Annotated in this window: 14 protein-coding genes; 5 read left to right on the top strand and 9 right to left on the bottom strand. The window is 61.5% G+C overall.

Annotated elements, in window-relative coordinates:
- Nucleotides 1-112: 112 nt before the first annotated feature.
- The 4 genes from ACIPL2_RS30880 to ACIPL2_RS30895 form a co-directional block, all read right to left on the bottom strand.
- A complete protein-coding gene (locus ACIPL2_RS30880; RefSeq protein ID WP_401363378.1) occupies nt 113-541 on the bottom strand; it encodes a hypothetical protein in 429 nt (142 codons plus the stop codon).
- A 133-nt stretch (nt 542-674) separates the two neighbouring features.
- A complete protein-coding gene (locus tag ACIPL2_RS30885) occupies nt 675-1,088 on the bottom strand; it encodes a VOC family protein (protein WP_401363381.1) in 414 nt (137 codons plus the stop codon).
- Between the two features lie 90 nt (nt 1,089-1,178).
- Nucleotides 1,179-1,838, bottom strand: coding sequence for a TetR/AcrR family transcriptional regulator (locus tag ACIPL2_RS30890; RefSeq protein WP_401363384.1), 660 nt, complete (start codon nt 1,836-1,838; stop codon nt 1,179-1,181).
- On the bottom strand, nt 1,825-2,676 hold the full coding sequence (locus ACIPL2_RS30895) for a 3-hydroxybutyryl-CoA dehydrogenase (RefSeq protein ID WP_401363387.1): 852 nt from the start codon (nt 2,674-2,676) through the stop codon (nt 1,825-1,827). The genes ACIPL2_RS30890 and ACIPL2_RS30895 overlap by 14 nt, the downstream gene beginning before the upstream one ends.
- Before the next feature lie 180 nt (nt 2,677-2,856).
- On the opposite strand from ACIPL2_RS30895, the gene ACIPL2_RS30900 reads away from it, so the two are divergent.
- Nucleotides 2,857-3,891: an AraC family transcriptional regulator gene (locus ACIPL2_RS30900; protein ID WP_401363390.1), complete on the top strand. Its 1,035-nt coding sequence runs from the start codon at nt 2,857-2,859 to the stop codon at nt 3,889-3,891.
- Nucleotides 3,888-5,702, top strand: coding sequence for an ABC transporter ATP-binding protein (locus ACIPL2_RS30905; RefSeq protein WP_401363393.1), 1,815 nt, complete (start codon nt 3,888-3,890; stop codon nt 5,700-5,702). The genes ACIPL2_RS30900 and ACIPL2_RS30905 overlap by 4 nt, the downstream gene beginning before the upstream one ends.
- Here ACIPL2_RS30905 and ACIPL2_RS30910 read toward each other — a convergent pair.
- From ACIPL2_RS30910 to ACIPL2_RS30920, 3 genes are all read right to left on the bottom strand, one after another.
- Nucleotides 5,674-6,627, bottom strand: coding sequence for an alpha/beta hydrolase (locus ACIPL2_RS30910; protein WP_401363396.1), 954 nt, complete (start codon nt 6,625-6,627; stop codon nt 5,674-5,676). The genes ACIPL2_RS30905 and ACIPL2_RS30910 overlap by 29 nt on opposite strands.
- A gap of 195 nt (nt 6,628-6,822) precedes the next feature.
- Nucleotides 6,823-7,821, bottom strand: coding sequence for an NAD(P)H-quinone oxidoreductase (locus ACIPL2_RS30915; RefSeq protein ID WP_401363399.1), 999 nt, complete (start codon nt 7,819-7,821; stop codon nt 6,823-6,825).
- 156 nt (nt 7,822-7,977) lie between these two features.
- Nucleotides 7,978-9,207: a YbfB/YjiJ family MFS transporter gene (locus ACIPL2_RS30920; protein ID WP_401363402.1), complete on the bottom strand. Its 1,230-nt coding sequence runs from the start codon at nt 9,205-9,207 to the stop codon at nt 7,978-7,980.
- A gap of 112 nt (nt 9,208-9,319) precedes the next feature.
- On the opposite strand from ACIPL2_RS30920, the gene ACIPL2_RS30925 reads away from it, so the two are divergent.
- Complete coding sequence (locus ACIPL2_RS30925; protein ID WP_401363405.1) at nt 9,320-10,195, top strand: LysR family transcriptional regulator; 876 nt, start codon at nt 9,320-9,322, stop codon at nt 10,193-10,195.
- 101 nt (nt 10,196-10,296) lie between these two features.
- Here the strand turns inward: ACIPL2_RS30925 and ACIPL2_RS30930 are convergent, their stop codons facing one another.
- Nucleotides 10,297-11,019, bottom strand: a complete 723-nt coding sequence (locus tag ACIPL2_RS30930; protein WP_401363408.1) for a pirin family protein — start codon at nt 11,017-11,019, stop codon at nt 10,297-10,299.
- Nucleotides 11,020-11,299: 280 nt separating this feature from the next.
- Here ACIPL2_RS30930 and ACIPL2_RS30935 point away from each other — a divergent pair, with 280 nt between their 5' ends.
- On the top strand, nt 11,300-12,250 hold the full coding sequence (locus tag ACIPL2_RS30935; RefSeq protein WP_401363411.1) for a GlxA family transcriptional regulator: 951 nt from the start codon (nt 11,300-11,302) through the stop codon (nt 12,248-12,250).
- 184 nt (nt 12,251-12,434) lie between these two features.
- Nucleotides 12,435-13,913 (top strand): ATP-binding protein, encoded by a 1,479-nt coding sequence (locus ACIPL2_RS30940; RefSeq protein WP_401363413.1) that lies wholly within the window; start codon nt 12,435-12,437, stop codon nt 13,911-13,913.
- Here the strand turns inward: ACIPL2_RS30940 and ACIPL2_RS30945 are convergent.
- Nucleotides 13,878-16,682: an ATP-binding protein gene (locus tag ACIPL2_RS30945; protein ID WP_401363416.1), complete on the bottom strand. Its 2,805-nt coding sequence runs from the start codon at nt 16,680-16,682 to the stop codon at nt 13,878-13,880. The genes ACIPL2_RS30940 and ACIPL2_RS30945 overlap by 36 nt on opposite strands.
- Nucleotides 16,683-17,051: the final 369 nt, after the last annotated feature.

Here is a 17,051-nt window from a genome sequence, read left to right on the forward strand (position 1 = left end):
GATGGTAGTGTGGGGTTTCCCCATGTGAGAGTAGGTCATCGTCAAGATTAAATTCCGAAACCCCTATCTGCGTACGCAGGTAGGGGTTTTGTTTTGTCCGCAGGAAAGTGATTTACCGATACTTGATCACGATGCCTTTGAGTTTTCGGCCTTCGATGGTTTCGACGTCTCGACTCCATACGCCTCCTCTGACGTAGGCGCCCACCGCCTGGATATGGTCATAGACCACCACCACGGCATCGCCGCCGAGCTTGGCGGATTCCTCACGGAGTTTTTGTTCGACCTCGGTAATGGGCGGGGCGGGTTCGACGCTGGCATCGATGAGCACTTCACCCAGCCGAACATGCGGGCGCAGGGGCTCAGTGCGCAACACGACGACCTCGCTGGCCAGCGTCGGCGCGGGATGCTCGACGCCCACATAAGCAGTGGTCTGCGCATCGACGGTGGCGCAACCACTGAGCGCGAGGAAAGCGGCGGCGAGACCTCCTGCCAGCAATGACATTTTGAAACGAGTGAACCAAGACGCGTTGTAAGCCGACATAGGGCTGATCTCCGAAGAATCCGCTACAAACGGGTGGCTTGTTGACGGTAGCAGACGGACCCGGAGTTGCCAGAAGCCCAACCTTTTCAGGTTGGGCTTTTTCATGCCTGGCGAAAAGTGTCAGCAGCCAATTTCACTGATCCTTTTCGCAATTGACCATCCACGACACACCAAACCGATCGACCAACATTCCGAAACGCGCCGCCCAGAATGTGGCTTCCAGTGGCATTTGTACGCTGCCGTCTTCCGCCAATGCAGCGAAAATTCGTTCCGCCTCGGCAATGCTGTCGACATTCAGCGAGACCGAGCAGCCGGCCATTTCATCCGTGGGGCGATCCGGCGTGGTGTCCGAGCCCATGATCGCCTGGTCGCCCACCGACAAGCGGGTATGGATGATCAGGTTGTGCAGGTCCGCCGGAAAATGCTCGCGCGCCGGGCTTTCACCGAACGTCATCATCATTTCGATCTGGCCTTGCAAGGCTTGGGCATAGAAGGTGAAGGCAGCTTTGCAGTCGCCGTTGAAGATCAGATAGGGATTGATTTTCATGTTTGCGCTCCCGGTCATTGAGGGTACACATCGGTTTGACGTCTGGTTCGTCAGTGAATTCCGATGGACGTTGACTCGGGTAGCAAAGCGCTAAATCGCGGCGTGCAGGAGGATTTTTTTAGATGTTTTCTCTATGGGTTGGGCAAGGCTTATCGCTTCCTGCACGCGCCGGGGTGCCAGCAAGCGCTCAATGCCTCCGCTCACCAGATTCTCCAACAGCTCATCACGCGCCTGCTCATCCAGCGAATGCTGCGCCAGCCAACCGGGCGCGCTGTTGAGCAAGTTGGCAATCGCATGCCCGGCGGCCAGCAGGCCCTGTTCACTGAACCGCGATCGGACCCCGAGCATCTGCAACAGCTTGCGCTCATATTGCTCGCGCAACTGCTGGACACGTGCCTGTTGCTCTTCATTCAGGCAGCCGCTGTCACGCTCCGCCAGTCGAAAATGCCAAGGCATTTCCTGATGCAGGTTCAGGTGCGCACGGATAAGGGCAGGCAGCCTGTCGCGTTTAGCCGGGGCCTTTTGCTCGATGCGGCCCAAGGTTGCCAACAGCTCTTCATAGAACTCCTCGATCAGGTCGAGCAGCAAGTGCTGTTTGCTGGGGTAATGGTGATACAGCGAGCCTGGAGCGAGCCCCAGGCACGTGGCGAGCTCACGCATGCCGACCTGCCCGAAGCCCTTGCTGGCGAACAGCTCCAGCACCTTGTCCCGGTATTCGGCGAAACGTGAGCAGCGCTCAGGCATAGGCATGGAAGCCGCGCCCCGTTTTGCGTCCCAGGTAACCGGCGGCCACCATTTCCTTGAGCAGTGGAGCAGGGCGGTATTTGCTGTCGTTGAAGCCGTCATAGAACGCTTCTAGGATGGCCAGGACGGTGTCCAGACCGATCAGGTCCGCCAACGCCAGCGGACCGATGGGCTGATTGCAGCCCAGGCGCATGCCGGCGTCGATGTCTTCGGCGCTGGCCAGGCCTTCCTGAAACACCAGGATCGCTTCGTTGATCATCGGCACCAGAATCCGATTGACCACAAACCCCGGACGGTTGCCGGCGGTGATTGCGGTTTTGCCGAGGGTGGTGGCCATGTCCAGCGCCAGGGCATGGGTGGCGTCGCTGGTTTGCAGGCCACGGATGACTTCAATCAGGCCCATCACCGGTACCGGGTTGAAGAAGTGCAGGCCGATGAAGCGCTCAGGCTGGCTGACACTGGCGGCGAGTTGGGTGATCGACAGCGACGAGGTGTTGGAGGCGATCACGCACTCGGTACTGACCTGTGCGGCGATCTGTTGCAGCACGCGCAGTTTCAGGTCGAGGTTTTCGGTCGCCGCTTCGATCACCAGTTGCGCGTTTTGCAGGCTGCTGTAATCGGTGCTGGTGCGGATTCTGTCGAGGGCGGCAAGCTTTTGCTCTTCGGTCAACGTGTCCTTGGCGACCTGTCGATCAAGGTTTTTGCCGACCGTCGCGATGGCTTTTTGCAGGGCGCTCTCGGAGATGTCGAGCAAGGTCACGTTGAAGCCGGCCAGGGCGCAGACTTGCGCAATGCCATTGCCCATGGTGCCTGCGCCGATCACGCCGATGTTTTGCAAGTTCATGTTCGAAGTCCTTCTGATCAATCCCGTGCGAACAGCACGGCAATACCTTGGCCGCCGCAACGGCCGAAGGCGTACTATTGGCCGCGAGTCTAGAGCCGGCAGGGCGGTTGTCCTATGCCGGAACTGTTCAACGGCACTGGTGTTTTTTGCCATTCAGGTAATGGGGAGAGAAGCGTTCACATGCGGGAAAAGGACTCGGTTGCCGTCTACTTCGTGCAGGCAATGCTCCATGGGCTGGGGGACGATCCGCAGCGGCTCAAGGCTGCGCTTGAGCAAGCAGGCATCGACCCGGCGTTGATGGCGCAACCCACCGCGCGGGTACCGGCCAGCGCATTTGCAGCGTTATGGTTGATTCAGATTCGCGAGCTGAACGACGAATTCTTCGGGCTCGACTCCCATGGCATGCCGCCGGGCAGTTTTGCCCTGATCTGCCGCGCGTTGATTCAGGAGCCTGATCTGCACAAGGCCATGCGCCAATGCCTGGCCAATTTCGCGCTGTTCCTCCACGACTTTCGCGGCACGCTGACGGTGCGCGGCAAGCGTGCGGTGATCAGCTTGCAGAACCGCTCGCCCAACCGTGACGTCAGTCGTTTGGGCGAGGAGACGTTTCTGGTGTTGATGATCAGCCTGCTGTGCTGGCTGGGCGGACGACGTATCCCCATCGATCGTGCGGATTTTCGCCATGAGCGCATCTCCCTCAGCGATGACCGTTTGCTCTGGGGCCCCAACCTGACCTTTGGCGCCGAGCGCACTGAAATCGAGTTCGCCAGTCACTACCTGCGCCTGCCGGTGGTTCAGGATCTGGCGTCGCTGAAAGTGTTTTTGCGCACCGCGCCGCAATGGCTGGTAATCCGTTTCCGTAACCAGCATGGCCTGGCATCGCAGGTCCATCAGCGCCTGCGTAACAGCCATTACAGCGACTGGCCGACCTTGCAGGATTTCGCCCTGGAACAACACTTGAGCCCCAGCACCTTCCGCCGGAAGCTGGAACGGGAAGGCTGTTCCTACCAGGAGATCAAGGACGAGGTGCGCCGTGGCGTTGCCTTCGAGCAATTGCGCCAGAGCCGGGCGAGCATCGGCGATATTGCCGAGCAACTGGGCTTCCAGGAACCAAGCGCGTTCCATCGGGCGTTCAAGAAGTGGACGGGGGAAAGTCCGGGCCGTTACCGGGCGCGGTTTGAGGACAAACGGCTCGCCGCGGGGCCGGCTGAATGAGCGTCAGCCTCGATCGCGTTGCCTCATTGCTCGACCAGGCGCGACGTGCCCTGCTGCTGGTCTGGGGCACCTCTCGCGGGTTGTTTCTGGGGTTGGTACTGGCGACGCTGATCGCCGGGGTGCTGCCGGCGCTGGCGGCCTGGTTGGGCCAGCGTATCGTCGATGCAGTGGTGTTCGCCATGCAATTGCATGCGCAGCAAGGCAGCGCGCCGATGTGGCCGGTGCTGCGTTATGTGCTGTTTGAGGCCGGCGTGCTCGCGTTGTTGTCCGGGACCCAGCGTGCGCTGTCGGTCCAGCAATCATTGCTGCGGGTGCAACTGGGGCAGAAGGTCAACACGATGATTCTGGAGAAGGCCCAGACGTTGTCGCTGGTGCAGTTCGAGAATTCGGAGTTCTACGACAAGTTGGTCCGGGTCCGGCGAGAAGCGTCGACGCGGCCATTGGCCCTGGTGATGAAGTCGTTGGGGCTGATCCAGAACCTGATCGTGTTGATCAGCTTCGGCGTGTTACTGGTGCACTTTTCGCCCTGGGCGCTGGTGTTGTTGGTGGTCGGTGCGTTGCCGGTGTTTTTTGCCGAAGCGCATTTTTCCGGGGACGCCTTTCGGCTGTTCACCCGCCGTGCACCGGAGAGCCGGCAGCAGACGTACATCGAGACGCTGCTCTCCCATGAGGGCTACATCAAAGAGGTCAAGCTTTTCGGTTTCGCGCCGCTGCTGTTGACGCGTTATCGCGAGACATTCGCCCGACTCTACGCCGAAGACCGTCGACTGACGTTGCGCCGTGATGGCTGGGGATTCGTGCTCGGGCTGCTGGGCACCGGGGCGTTTTATCTGGCGTATGCCTGGGTGGTGATCGATGCCGTCCACGGCACTATCAGCCTGGGGCAGATGACCATGTATTTGGTGCTGTTCAAGCAGGGACAGTCAGCGGTGAGCAGCAGCCTGAGCGCCATCAGCGGTCTTTACGAAGATGGCCTCTACCTGTCCAGCCTCTATGAATACCTGGCGGAACCGGTAGTCACCGACACCGGCAGTCTTACGGTCGGTGCGCTGCCCGGCGATGGTTTGCGTTTCGAGAACGTCGGTTTCAGCTATCCGGGGGCAAGTCGTGCCGCACTGGCGGGTATCGATCTGCATCTGGTGCCGGGGCACAGTCTGGCGTTGGTGGGGGAGAACGGTTCAGGCAAGACCACGCTGATCAAGTTGCTGACCCGCCTTTATCGTCCCGATCAGGGCCGCATTCTGCTCGATGGCAGCGATTTGCAGGCGTGGGAAGAAGAGGCGCTGCGCCGGCGTATCGGGGTGATTTTTCAGGATTACATCCGCTATCAGTTTTCCGTCGGCGAGAACATCGGCGTCGGTGATACTTTGGCGTTCAACGATGAACAGCGCTGGCAAGACGCGGCGGCCGAGGGCATGGCCGCGCCGTTTATCGAACGCCTGGATCGAGGTTATGCCACGCAACTGGGACGCTGGTTTGCCGGTGGACAGGAACTGTCTGGCGGGCAATGGCAGAAGATTGCTTTATCCCGCGCTTACATGCGGCGCAACGCCGATATCCTGATTCTCGATGAGCCGACCTCGGCGCTCGACCCGGCGGCGGAAGCGGCGGTGTTCGAGCATTTCAGTGAGCACACCGAAGGCCGCATGACCTTGTTGATCTCGCATCGGTTTTCCAGCGTGCGCAATGCGGACCACATCATCGTGCTGGATCAGGGGACGATTCTGGAGCGTGGCGATCACGACAGCCTGGTCGCGGCGGGCGGGCGTTACGCGCAGTTGTTTAACCTGCAAGCCCGAGGTTACCGCTAGGCCCGGCCATCTGCGCTGGTTTGGCTTTCATCAAGCCATCGAGTGCCTGGCGATACTGAGGACCACCGAGGCTCATGCTGTTGTTGTGCGTACCGCCGGGTATCAGCAACAGGCGCTTGGGTTGGTTGGCGGCATTGAACAGCTGCTGGCTGAACCGCGAGGGCATGAACGGATCGGCCAAGCCATGCACCACCAACAGTGGCATGTCTATGTCGACGATCTTGTCGATGGAATCGAATTTCTGTGACAGCAGCCAACGCACCGGCAGCCACTTGACTGGCAGGTTGCTGTCGGCCACTTGCGCCACGGCATCGCCCAGTGAGGTGAATGTGGACTCGATCACCAGGCCACGCGCCGGTATGGCACCGTGGTCTTTTTTCGCCTGTGCGGCCAGGTCGGCTGCGAGATCAATGGCCACCGCGCCACCCAGGGAATGCCCGTAGATCAGGCGTTTGTTGGCGTCCGGTTGCATCGCTGTAAAACGCTCCCAGGCGGCTCGGGCGTCTTCGTAAACACTGGCCTCTGACGGCAAGTCGCCCTTGCTCTGGCCAAACCCGCGGTAGTCGATGGCCAGCACTGAATAGCCCATGGCCCGCAATTGCTCGATGCGGAATGCCTGGCCGGTCAGGTTCCAGCGCACGCCGTGCAGGTAAAGGATCGACGGCGCATCGCGGCGCGCGGCCGGCCACCACCAGGCATGCAGGTTTTGCCCGGCCTTGAAACTCGCCGGCGTGATGTCGAACTCCTGAACGTCCTGCGGCAAGCCGCGGTACCAGCCGGCCGTGCCCGGTTCGATGCGAAACAGCAACTCGCGCTCTTTGTACTTGAGCACCCCGCAACTCACCGGCAGGCCGACGACCAGTGCGGCCATGCATAGCAGCGGCAGCCAGCGTTGGCGCAGGCGAGTGAGAAGGGAAGAGGGCACGGGTGTCATCCACGGTAAAAACATGAAGCACCGTTTTTAACAGAAGCCTGCCGGGGGCGGGAAAAATTTCGACAGCCGTTCACCGCCCCTTGTAGGAGCGAGGCTTGCCCGCGAAGGCGGTGTGTCAGTCGACACTCAGGGTGAATGTGAATCCGCCTTCGCGAGCAAGCTCGGCTCCTACAGAGGTTTTGCGGGTCAATCCACGCGCAACACGATCTTGCCGATGTGATCGCCGGCTTCCATCCGCGCATGAGCCTGTGCCGCATCGGTCAGCGAATAGACCTGATCGATCATCGGCAGGCAACGCCCGGCGGCGAGGACCGGCCAGACATACTCGCGCAGCTGTTCGGCGATCGAGGCTTTTTCTTCCGGGGTGCGCGGGCGCAACAGCGAGCCCGTGATGATCGCGCGTTTGCTCATGATCGCCAGCAGGTCGACGTCCTTGGCGTGAGCGCCGCCGAGGAAGCCCAGCATCACCAGTCGACCTTCCATGCCCAACGCCGCGATGTTCGGGTTCAGGTACGAGCCGCCCATGATGTCGAGGATGACATTGACGCCCTTGCCGGCGGTTTTTTCCTGGATGACCTGGACGAAATCCTGATCGCGATAGTTGATCGCCTCGGCCCCCAGTTTGCGGATCGCCGCACACTTTTCCTCACTGCCCGCCGTGGCAAACGCCTTGACCCCGAATTCGCGGCACAGCATCAACGCGGTCGTGCCGATGCCACTGGTGCCGCCGTGGATCAACGCGCGCTGGCCTTTACTGGCACCGCCCATGTCGAACAGGTTGGCCCACACCGTGAAGAAGGTTTCCGGGACTGCCGCCGCTTGCACCCAATCCATCCCCTCGGGGATCGGCAGTGTCTGGCCGGCCGGTGCGACGCAATACTGTGCGTAGCCGCCGCCGTTGGTCAGGGCACAGACTTTATCGCCGAGGATAAAGTCGGTGACGCCTGCACCGATGGCCACCACTTCGCCGGCCACCTCAAGCCCGGGGATCGGGCTCATGCCGGGTTTCATCGGGTACTTGCCGGACCGTTGAATCACGTCGGGACGATTGACCCCGGCGGCATGCACGCGGATCAGCACTTCGCCTACGCCAGCGGTTGGCACCGGTGCCTGGCGCGGCTGTAAAACCTCGGGGCCGCCGGGCTGGGTGATTTCAATCAGGGTCATGGTTTGGGGCAGGGTCATTTGGGGTACCTGTTTTGAGTACGAATGATTCAGTTCGATGCACCGATCCAGTGTGGGAGCGGGCTTGCTCGCGAAGACGGCGGCACATCCTGCAGTGTGGGTGTCTGACACTACGCTTTCGCGAGCAAGCCCGCTCCCACATAGGGTCTGTTTTGTTCATACGATGGTTGGCTGAACACAGACCCCCTCGTTCGGTCGACTCAGCAACCGCATCGCCAGTTCCAACAGCAACGCCACGACAATGGCCCCGCCAGCGATAATGAACAACAAGGCGTGATGGCCACCGCTGGCGTTGAACAGGGCGGAGTAGGCGAACCCGGCGATGGCCTGGAACGTGGCGAACGACACGGTGGCGCGGCTCCAGGCAATTTGCTGCTGATGGTGCTGCGGAATCAGTTCGTGAACCCGGGCCAACGCCAGCGGGACGATGCCCGGCGGGAACGAGCCGAGGATCACGGCCAGCAAGGCCAGGGCCATGAAGGAACTGGAGATCGACAACAGGCCCAGCGCAATCGCTTGTACCACCAGCACCAATCGAATGCTCAACCGTGCACCCCAGTGATCGGCCAGGAAACCATAACTCACCGGCCCGACGATCGCGCCGAGGCCGTACATCACCCAGATCAGCGCTCCGACGTGCGGCCCGGCACCGAGCCCACGGGCCACGTAATCCACCAAAAACACCATGGCCGGCACCAGGCCTGCCGCCATGAACGCGTATTGAGCGAACAACAGATAGATACTCGGAGGGGTCGGTGACTGCGCCGTATTGCCCTGCACGGTGGCGGGCTCATGGTGCGTGGATGACGGCCAGCCAAACCAGCTCGCTGCGGTCAGGATCAGTGACAGCAGGCCCAGGCCCAACCAGGTGTCGCGCAAGCCAAGGCTCAGCAGTGGCGGCACAATCGTGCCCGATCCGGCAATGCCCAGGCCGATGCCAAGGAATATCGCACCACTGGCCAGTCCTCTGCGAGATGCCGGCACATGGGGCAACACGGTCGCGGCCACCAACACCATTATTGCGCCACCGGCAACGCCCGAGAGCAGACGCCAGCCAAAGAACCACAACACCGACAACGGGAACGCACAGGCGAAAAACGCCAGGGTCACGGCCAGCATCATCAGCCGCAAGGCGGTTTTATTGGAGGTGCGCTGGGCCAGCGGTCGGCCGATCAATGCGCCGATCAGGTAACCGATCAGGTTGGCCGCGCCGAGGTAGACCACGTCGCTGGCGGAAAACCAGTGCGCCTCGATCAACGATGGAATCAACGGCGTGTAGGCAAAGCGCGCCAGGCCAATACTGACCAGGCTGGCGCTGAGGCCGGCGAAGATCGGCAGCCAGATCGCGCTGCGCGGTGTCTCGGAGGGATGCTGTGTGCCATGCATGGGAAATGTCCTGTGGGTTTTACTCTGGTGCTCAGCATATCGAGATTCTTTGATGCAATAACGCTGCGAATTCACGTTACAGTGATGCGTATATGCAGCAGAGGAGAGCCGTATGAATTGGGATGACGCACGGGTATTTCTCGCGGTCTGCCGCGAATCGACATTGCGCGGCGCGGCGCGGGTTTTGGGGGTTGATCAGGCCACGGTCGGCCGACGGATTGCGGCACTGGAAAAGTCCTTGAGCGCGACACTGTTTCTTCGTACTTCCGAGGGCTATGCGTTGACGGCGGTCGGCGAAGCGGCGTTGCGCTCCGTGGAAAAAATGGAGCATTCGGCGCTGGAGCTGGAGCGGCAGATTCAAGGGCTCGACGACCGGTTGACCGGGCTAGTAAGGGTCAGCACCACGGATTCCCTGGCCATCGATTTCCTGATCCCGGCCATTGCGCGCTTGCATGAACAACACCCCGAGGTGCGGGTGCAGCTGGACGCCTCGACGCAGATTCTCAGCCTGGCGAAACGCGAAGCCGATATCGCGGTGCGCAATACCCGGCCGGATAACCCGGACCTGATCGCCCGACGCATCGCGCGCTGGCCGGTGGGGCTTTTTGCGTCTCGTGACTATGTGGAGCGTCACGGCATGCCAGAGCCGGGATCGGCGTTTGAAGGGCATGACCTGGTAGTTTATCAGCCGTATTTGCAGGGTCACAAGGATATGACGCTGGTCTCGGAACCCCTGGGCCGTGGCCGGATTGTGGCGAGCCTGAGTTCCAGCCTGCTGGTGCGCCGCTCCATTGCGGCGGGGATCGGGCTGGGGGAAATTCCGCTGTACATGGGGGAGAGGGACGGGTTGGTCAGGCTGTGGCCGGAGCGTACGCGCCCGGTGCCGTATGACATCTGGCTGGTGACCCACGCGGACCTGCGGCATACCGCTCGGGTGCGGGTGGTGATTGATGAGATTGTTGCGGGGTTTTCCGGGACGGGGGAATGAAAGTCAAAAGATCGCAGCCTCGTTTCTCTCGACAGCTCCTACAGGGGTTGCGTACGCCTGTAGGAGCTGTCGAGTAAAACGAGGCTGCGATCTCTCGATCGTTATGGCATTTCCGGCAGTTCTTGAGGCCGCAGGTCGAACACCAGCACTTCGGCATCCACGCCGTTGCTCAGGGTCAGCACCTGCTCATCGCGAACCCGTACGCCGTCGCCTGCCTGCAACTGCACGCCGTTAAGTTCAACGCTGCCGCGAGCGACATGCACATAAGCGTAACGATTGGCGGCCAGCTCCAGGGCGGCGCTTTCCTTGCCGTCGATCAACGCGGCATACACCCGCGCATCCTGACGCACTTTCAGCGAACCCTTGGCCCCGTCGGGGGAGATGATCAGTTGCAGACGCCCGCGTTTCTTTTGCGTGCTGAAATGCTCTTGCTGATAACGCGGTTTGGCGCCACTGACGTCCGGCACGATCCAGATTTGCAGGAAGTGCACCGGCCGGGTGGCCGAGTGGTTGTACTCGCTGTGGGCCACGCCGCTGCCGGCGCTCATCAGTTGCACGTCACCGGGGCGGATCACCGAGCCGGTGCCGAGCGTGTCCTTGTGTTCCAGGGCACCTTCGAGCACATAAGAGAAAATCTCCATGTCGCGGTGCGGGTGCTGGCCAAAGCCTTTGCCGGCGGCAACCCGGTCATCGTTGATCACCAGCAAGTCGGAAAAACCCTGCTCTTTCGGGTTACGGTAGCTGGCGAAGGAAAAGGTATGGAACGACTTCAACCAGCCATGATTGGCCAGACCGCGATCGGAAGCTTTGCGAAGGGTCAGCATGATGAAATCTCCTGTGGGGACGTTGATTCGTCCGAGTGAGGAGAAGGTTAATGTTTACTGGTGAGTGCAATAAGTAGATGTAAATTGAAAGACTGTCCCTTTGAGGTTGACAGTATTTGGCGCTGATTCAGGTATCCTCCTCCGCCACAGCATCCCGGTGCCTAAAACAAACCCCTGTAGGAGCGAAGCTTGCTCGCGAAAGCGGTGTGTCAGTCACCGGTTATGTTGAATGTACTGCAGCCTTCGCGAGCAAGCTTTGCTCCTACAGGAATTTGAACCCATGAAAACCGTGGCAATGGTGTTGTTTCCGGACTTTCTCCTGCTCGATATAGCCGGTCCCATGGAGGTGTTCTCCATCGCCAATCGTTATCTGGCGCAGGAGCACCGTTATGAGCTGTTGACCATCGGCAGCGAGCCCGGCGCGCTGCGGGCCTCCAACGGCGTCAGCGTCCACGCCGATCTGCACATTGATCAGGCGGGTGCGAGCTATGACTTACTGCTGGTGCCGGGTGGTCCGGGTGCTTACGACGAAAAACATCCTCGGTTGCTCCGCTGGCTTCCGGGTGCGGTCAGCCGGGCTCGACGCTATGGCTCGATCTGCACCGGCGCGTTCGTGCTGGGGCACGCCGGTTTGCTGGACGGTTATCGCGTGACCACGCACTGGCATTACACCGAACGGTTGATCAAAGGTTTTCCCAAGGCGATGGTGGAGAACGATCAGATTTACGTAATGGACCGCAACCTGATTACCTCCGGCGGCGTCACCGCCGGCATCGACCTGGCGCTGGCCGTGGTGGCTGAGGACCACGGCAAGAAAGTCGCCCAGGACGTGGCCAAAGTGCTGCTGGTGGTGATGAAACGCCAGGGCGGGCAGGCACAGTTCAGCCCATTGACGGCCGCAGTGGCCCCTCAGGAAACGGCCGTCACTCGCGTGCAAAACCACCTGCTTGAACACCTTGATAAAGCCTTCAGCGTCGAATGCATGGCCGGCCTGGCGAACATGAGTGCACGGCATTTCGCTCGGGTGTTTGCCCGGGAAGTGAACATGACGCCGATGGAGTTCCTGCAAAGTGCGCGCATCGACCGCGCCAGGAGTCTGCTGGAAACCAGCGACCTGCCGCTCAAGACCGTGGCCTTCAAAAGCGGCTTCGGCAGCGTGCGGCACATGCGTTTTCTGTTCAGTGAAAAGCTTGGCCTGACCCCGAGCCAGTACCGCGAACAGTTCAGTTAGAGCAAAGTTGTCCGTTGCGCGCACCCTGATGGCCGTGACGCTCCCACCGCGACAGTTGTACCGTCACCGAGGCCTGCCAAGATACCGGTGAATGCTTTGCAATGGAGGTGCGGGAGTCTGGAGGGCGGGTGCGATGGATTGTTCTGCACTGAACGCCGGGCCAGGTTTCAGCACGTGAACGTGCATGAACTGTCTCAGAGCTATCAACTGCGATGCGGTGCTGCGGTTTGGCCCCTACGCCTTTCACCTGCGGCAACGGCTGATCCTGGAAGGTGATCGGCCGCTGCGCATGGGCGGGCGCGCCCTGGATATCCTCCAGGTGCTGGTCGAGCGCGCCGGTGAGGTGGTCAGCAAGGACGAACTGATTGCCCACGTCTGGCCGACCTCGGTGGTGGAAGAAATCAACCTGCGCGTGCACATCGCCGCTTTGCGTCGTGCCCTTGGCGACGGCCAGGGCGGGCAGCGCTACATCGTCAATATTCCCCAACGCGGTTACCGCTTTATCGCCCCGGTGCTGAGCGAGCGCGAAGGCACGCCGATCGCGACCGTGCAGAAGCTTCAGCACAATCTGCCAGCGCGACTCACGCCGGTCACCGGTCGAGACTCAGTCGTTGGCAGTATGGTCCGACAGTTGCCGGTTCGGCGTTTCATGACCCTGGTCGGGCCGGGCGGAATCGGCAAGACCACGGTCGCATTACGCGTGGCCGAACTGCTGTTGCAGCATTATCAGGACGGCGTCTGGCTGGTGGATCTGGCGTCGATTGATGATCCCGCGCAGGTGGTCGATCACCTGACGCGCACCCTTGAGCTGGAGGTCGGAACGACCCTGGCTGTGCTGGCGCAGCGGCATACGTTGCTGGTCCTCGACAACTGCGAACATCTGCGAACGCGCTGCCGGACGTTGATCGAGGACCTGCTGGTTTTGGCGCCACGGCTGTCGATCCTGGCCACCAGCCGCGAACCTCTGCTGGCCGCGGGAGAAACAGTCCAGCGTTTGCCGGCCCTGGCAGTTCCGCCAGCCTCGGCGTTGCACAGTGTCACCGAAGTCATGGGCTATTCGGCGGTGCAGTTATTTGTCAGCCGGGCCCGAGCGCGTCAGCAAGGCTTTGCCCTGCGCGAGCAGGACCTCAAAGCGGTGCGCGAGATTTGTCGCCGACTCGATGGTTTGCCGTTGGCCATTGAACTGGCGGCGGCGCAGATCGACGCGCTGGCGCTGGTGGGGTTGCAAGCGCAACTGGACAATTGTTTTCAGCTGCTGACCCAAGGCCGACGCACCGCCGTACCCCGGCATCAGACGCTCAAAGCCGCGCTGGACTGGAGCTATGAACGGCTGAGCCTGTTGGAGCAAACCGTGTTGCAGCGCCTGGCGGTGTTCAAGTTGGCGTTCACGCTGGACGCGGCGATTGGCGTGATCAGTTGCGCGGCGCTGTTGCCCTCGACCCTGGCTGATGTGGTGGAAGGGCTGACGCTCAAGTCGTTGCTGTCGCTGGAGCAGGGCAACGGCGTGCCCCGTTACCGTTTTCTCAACACCACGCGCACCTATGCGCTTGAGAAGCTTGAGCACAGTGGCGACTTACGCACTTTTGAGAGGCGTTACGCGCGCTACACCAGCCAGGCGCGCTGGTGCTCAGGCGGCCAAGTGACGCTGCAAGGCGTCGAGTAGGCGCCGGACGGTCGTCAGGTCCGGTGTGGCAAAACCTTCGGTGAACCGGTTGTAGATCGGCGCCAGCAGCTCATGGGCTCGCTGACAGTGGCCCTGACGCTGCCAGAGCTGCGCCAGCGAGGTGGCGCTGCGCAGTTCCCAGGCCAGGGCGCCTTGGCGTTTTGCGACGTTTAACGCCCTGATCAATATCGCCTCGGCGGCGTCGGCATTCTCCGGGTCATGATCTGCTAACAGCGTGGCGGCCCGAGCCCGCAGAATTTCCGCCGTGCTCCAGCCTGCCGTGCCGCTGTCGGCGCGTTGCAGCAAGGCGTCATCGACGAAACCGCTGTCCAGCGTGACCATGATTTCCTTGATCAAACCGCCACCCGGTGGCGTGGGCAATTGCGCTTCAGCCTGGTCGATTACCTGCGCGTAGTGCCGGGCCCAGGTGTAGAACAGCAGCACCGAGTGTTTCTGCGCTTGTTCCAACAGCAGCCGCAACAGGTCGCGGGCGGTCCGGGTGTTGCCGTTGTAGTGGGCGATCAGGCAGCCGGACAAGGCCAGGGTGTAGCAAATGGACGTGCCGTGGTTGATCTGGATCGCGATGTCCAGTGCCTGTCGGGCCGTGCGCCAGGCTTGTTCCGGGTGGCCCTGCAACCAGAGGATGCGCGCCAGAATCGTCAGGGCTGCCACGCTCTGATCGTACTGCACGCCAAAACCATGGGTGAAGCGGTTGAGGTGCCCGCTCTGGGCCATGCGCTGGATGACCTGTTCGGCATTCTCCCGGGCTTGTTGCTGATCCCCGGCAAAGTGCAGGGCCAGCACCCGCAAGCGATGGGTGCTCAGCGACAGCACGGCATCGCCGTTCACGCCCAGTCGGTCGAATTGCAGGCTCTGCGCCAGCGCCATTTGGTAGTTGCCGCAACTGAGATTGACGGCCATGTGCCCGGAAACCGCTCGGAGCTGACCAGCCACATCGTTGCAGCCTTTGGCCAGGAATCTGGCGCTGACGAACGCTTCGATGGTTTCCGCGGTGCCGCCCTGGGTGTGATAGCAGGAACTGCCGAGGGCCAGCTTCAGGGCCATTTTCAACCGGGGGCAGGGTTCGGGTGCCGAATCGAGCAGTGCCAGCGCCTTGCGCACATAAACGCCGTGCTCCTTGAGCAGCGACAGCTCCTGCCAGAGCGGTGTCGAGGTCGCCGTCAGCCGGATCGCCAACATCGGCGGCCCGTCAGCATTCAAGCCCCAATCGAGGGCCGAGCGAATGTCTTCCAGGCTGCGGGCATACCGCTCGATCCACAGGCCGGTGGGGATCAGCTCCCAATCGTTCTGGGCCTGATGCATCAACGCGAGGCAGCGTTCGGCGTGGCGTTCGCGAGTGCCCGGCAGGTCGGCGGCCTGGTCGAGTTTCTCCAGGGCGTAGCTGCGGGTGGTGTCGAGCAGGCGGTAGAACACCTCTTCGTCGCCCACCTCGACGTTCAACAAGGACTTGGCCACCAGTTGCGTGATCGAGCCAAACACTTCGCTCGGCTCGATGTGTTCGCCGACAATCACCGCCGCCGCTGACTCCAGCGTGAAGCCGCCACGGAATACGCCCAATCGCCGCAGGCAGGTTTGTTCGCAGGGGCTGAGCAGGTCGAAGCTCCAGTCCAGCGTGGCGCGCAGGGTCTGATGCCGCGCCAGCGTGGTCTGACAGCCTTGGGTGAGCAGGCGAAAACTGCCTTGCAGCTGCACCAACAACCCACTCAAGCCAAAGTGGCCGACCTGCGCCGCGGCCAGTTCGATCGCCAGCGGAATACCGTCCAGCCGGTGGCAGATTTCCATCAACAGTGGCAGCTCGTCATCGCTCAGGTCGAAATTGTCGTGGCTGGCCATCGCCCGCTCGACGAACAGTTGCAGGGCCGAAAAAGTCATGGCCTGGGCGCGGTCAAGCACCGCGATGGGCGGTGGGCAGTCCAGCGACTCCAGGCGCTCGACGTACTCGCCTTCGGCCCGCAGGCTCTCGCGGCTGGTGGCCAGGATGTGCACCTCGGGCGCGCCGCGCAGGATGCATTCGCAGAGCAGCGCAACGGCATCGATCAGGTGTTCGCAGTTGTCGATGACCAGCAGCATCTGCCGCTCGCGCAGGAAGGTCGCCAGGCCGCTCATCGGTTCGGCATCGTGCAACGACAGGTCAAGCAGCGTCGCCAGATGCGCGGTGATCATCATCGGGTCGTTGATCGGCGCCAGGTCCAACAGGCGAATGCCGTCCCGGTAACGACCGATCAACTGCTCGGCGACGCGCAGGGCCACGGTGGTCTTGCCGATACCGCCGGGGCCGACGAGGGTGATGAAGCGCTGGCGTGACAGCCGGACCACCAGGCTGTCGACCAGGGTCTGGCGACCGATCAGGCGCGTGCGCCGCACGGGCAGGTTGTGGCGGCTCGGTGGCTGTCCCTGGTGTTCGGGATGTTGCTCGGTCTGTTCCAGCGAAAACGGCGCGACAAAGCTATAGCCGCGATGGGCCACGGTGACGATGTAACGCTGGCCGGCCTGACCGTCGCCGAGGGCTTTGCGCAGGGCCGCCATGTGCACCCGCAGGTTGATGTCTTCCACCACGCTTTTGGGCCAGACCCGGGTCATCAGCTCCTGTTTACTGACCACATTGCCGGCGTGTTCCAGCAGGATCAACAGGATGTCCATGGCGCGCCGGCCCAGGCGCAGGGGCTGGTCGGCCTCCATCACCAGGCGTTGGCCAGGGTAGATCCGGTAGGGGCCGAAATGGATGGCCTGTTCGGGGGAAAGGGTCAACGGGTCACTCCTGCTTGCATCCGTCTAGTACGCGGTTTCCGAGCAGTTTCCTCAGGATTTTTGATCAGCGCAATGCGCTGATCGGGTGACTGTCGGGTGTTCGCTGCGACTGCGGATTTCCCGGCGCCGTCCACAGCCTAGTATCTATTGGTCGCGAGGGCGACAAAGAGAGCGTTGGGGCTTTTAGCGCGCCAGGGAGAATTAACAACGTTTAACTCGTCGTGTGTCCGGTCTACTCCAATCCTGTAGGAGCTGTCGAGAGAAACGAGGCTGCGATCTTTTGATCTTCGGCATTCTTAAAGATCAAAAGATCGCAGCCTCGTTTCTCTCGACAGCTCCTACAAGGGATTTGATTTGTCTGGAGGACGC

It is taken from the genome of Pseudomonas sp. NPDC086251, assembly GCF_044746405.1.
In the GTDB taxonomy this organism is placed as follows: domain Bacteria; phylum Pseudomonadota; class Gammaproteobacteria; order Pseudomonadales; family Pseudomonadaceae; genus Aquipseudomonas.

Coding starts and splice junctions, on each gene's coding strand:
- ACIPL2_RS30880 (WP_401363378.1), bottom strand. CDS start 541: ATGTCGGCTTACAACGCGTCTTGGTTCACTCGTTTCAAAATGTCATTG.
- ACIPL2_RS30885 (WP_401363381.1), bottom strand. CDS start 1,088: ATGAAAATCAATCCCTATCTGATCTTCAACGGCGACTGCAAAGCTGCC.
- ACIPL2_RS30890 (WP_401363384.1), bottom strand. CDS start 1,838: ATGCCTATGCCTGAGCGCTGCTCACGTTTCGCCGAATACCGGGACAAG.
- ACIPL2_RS30895 (WP_401363387.1), bottom strand. CDS start 2,676: ATGAACTTGCAAAACATCGGCGTGATCGGCGCAGGCACCATGGGCAAT.
- ACIPL2_RS30900 (WP_401363390.1), top strand. CDS start 2,857: ATGCGGGAAAAGGACTCGGTTGCCGTCTACTTCGTGCAGGCAATGCTC.
- ACIPL2_RS30905 (WP_401363393.1), top strand. CDS start 3,888: ATGAGCGTCAGCCTCGATCGCGTTGCCTCATTGCTCGACCAGGCGCGA.
- ACIPL2_RS30915 (WP_401363399.1), bottom strand. CDS start 7,821: ATGACCCTGCCCCAAACCATGACCCTGATTGAAATCACCCAGCCCGGC.
- ACIPL2_RS30920 (WP_401363402.1), bottom strand. CDS start 9,207: ATGCATGGCACACAGCATCCCTCCGAGACACCGCGCAGCGCGATCTGG.
- ACIPL2_RS30925 (WP_401363405.1), top strand. CDS start 9,320: ATGAATTGGGATGACGCACGGGTATTTCTCGCGGTCTGCCGCGAATCG.
- ACIPL2_RS30930 (WP_401363408.1), bottom strand. CDS start 11,019: ATGCTGACCCTTCGCAAAGCTTCCGATCGCGGTCTGGCCAATCATGGC.
- ACIPL2_RS30935 (WP_401363411.1), top strand. CDS start 11,300: ATGAAAACCGTGGCAATGGTGTTGTTTCCGGACTTTCTCCTGCTCGAT.
- ACIPL2_RS30940 (WP_401363413.1), top strand. CDS start 12,435: ATGAACTGTCTCAGAGCTATCAACTGCGATGCGGTGCTGCGGTTTGGC.